This is a genomic window from Chrysiogenia bacterium (genome assembly GCA_020434085.1).
GTDB lineage: Bacteria > JAGRBM01 > JAGRBM01 > JAGRBM01 > JAGRBM01 > JAGRBM01.
On the sequence record JAGRBM010000088.1, the window covers coordinates 1 to 1,863 of the forward strand.

At 65.1% G+C, this 1,863-nt stretch carries 2 protein-coding genes; one reads left to right on the forward strand and one right to left on the reverse strand.

Annotated elements, in window-relative coordinates; translation table 11 throughout:
• The coding region (locus KDH09_03080; GenBank protein MCB0218653.1) for a DEAD/DEAH box helicase at window positions 1–815 on the forward strand (815 nt) is incomplete at its 5' end.
• A 76-nt stretch (window positions 816–891) separates the two neighbouring features.
• On the opposite strand, the gene KDH09_03085 is transcribed toward KDH09_03080, so the two are convergent.
• Window positions 892–1,863 (reverse strand): DUF445 family protein (locus KDH09_03085; protein MCB0218654.1); only part of this gene is annotated, 972 nt, incomplete at its 5' end.

A 1,863-nucleotide genomic window follows, 5' to 3' on the forward strand; every position in this document is an offset into this window, starting at 1 on the left:
CCCAGCGTGACCGTGCGATGGAGGGCTTCCGTCGCGGACGCTCCGACATCCTGGTTGCGACCGACATCGCCGCGCGCGGTATCGATGTGGCGAACATCTCCCACGTGGTGAACTTCGACGTGCCCAATACGCCCGATGCCTACACGCACCGGATCGGCCGCACCGGCCGCGCCGAGAAGCAGGGCAAGGCCTTTACCTTCGTCACGACCGAAGATCGCCGCCAGGTGATCGGTATCGAGCGCAAGATCGGCGCGCGCATCGACCGTTGTTCGATCGCGGGTTTTGAAGACCCGGCAGCGCGTTTTGACCAGCGCTCGCGCCCGCCGCGTGAGAACGCCGGTCGCTCGGGTCCCCCGCGCGGACGCAGCAACGGCCCCCGCGGTCCGCGAAACGGTCCTCGCGAGGATTCGCGTGCTCCGCGTAGCGCCGACAGCCGTGATCGTAACGAAAACCGTGGCAACCGCCGCGACGCCCGCGATGATCGCGGCGCACCGGCCGGTGGCCGCTTCGCCAACCGTAACGAGCGTGGCAGCGTGGCAGGCAACCGCGATCGCGACGAGAACCGCGGCAATCGCCGTGAGAGCCCTCCGCGCGACCGTCGCGACGACAACCGTGGCAACCGCGCTCCCCGGGCCGAAGGCCGTGGCAATGCCGGCGGTAACGGCGGAAGCGGCGGCAACCAGCGTTACGGACGCAGCGATTCACGCCCCGGGCAGGGCGCCGGACGCGGCTCGCGCACCGCAGCCGGTGGCGGCAATCGCAAGAGCGGCGGCAACGCCGGCGGTCGCACCCGCCGCAACTCCCGCGCTTCCTGAAGTCAGCCAGAGACAAAAGAAAAAGCCGGCCCCAACGGGGCCGGCTTTTTTGTGCGTGTTGTTTCGGGCCAAAAAACTACTGCATGGATTCACTGAAGAAATAGACCGCCTGCGCCCAGCCGGCCAGGCCGCCCAGAATGGCGCCGACGAGGATGAGTTTCCACTCGTCCTGCTGGAAGGCCGGGCGAAGCACGCCCTCGAAGCTCTCGGAATCCAGATCCCGTAGCTTCTCCGACATGCTCGCGCCCACATCGAGCGTGTGCTCGACGAAGTTCCAGACCAGGCCGCCTTCCTCGGTCAGGCGGGCGTCCATCTGGGTGACCACCATGCGGTCGATTTCGTCGGGATTGACCTGCTGCATGACGACCGAGGCCATGGGGTGGGATTTGTACTTTTCGATCGCAGCGCGCACGTGCTTGCGAAAGATTTCCTGCAGGCGCTCACGCCCGGGACCCTCCGAGACATGGTCCACCACGTTCTGTGGGGTGAGCAGCGTATCGGAGACCGTGTGGGAGAAGTCCACGGCCACTTCGTGCTGGCGCTTGTGAAAGAGACCCTGGAAGGTGAAGGGCCCGTACTTGGTCGGCACCTTGGGCTCGAAAATCATCTTGAGCGCGAGCCAGTTGGTGATGTAACCGACCAGCACGCCGCCCGCGGGCAGGATCCACCATTCGGGATAGATGATCCAGAGCAGGAACTGGGGGATGCCGAACAGGAAGCCGAAGTAGAGTCCCGAGATCTTGATGAACTTGAACTCCTCGCCGCCGGCGGCAAGGAAGAGGTTGTTGAGCAAAGCCTTGTCGCGGGCAATGGCATCCTGAATGGTGCGGCCCAGATCGATGATTTCAGGGGCGACATCCTTGAGGTCGGTGAAGGCGCTCGTCGCAAGGATCTCGACTTCCTTGCGGACGGCCTCGCGCACCTGGGCCTTCACGTTCTCGTCCATTGCGCCCCACATCTGGGCGGCGTGTTCGCCGGCGGCTTCTTCGAGGACTTCGTCGGCCATGGCATGAAGCGCGGGTTTCATGGTGGGCAGAATCTTCTCGGG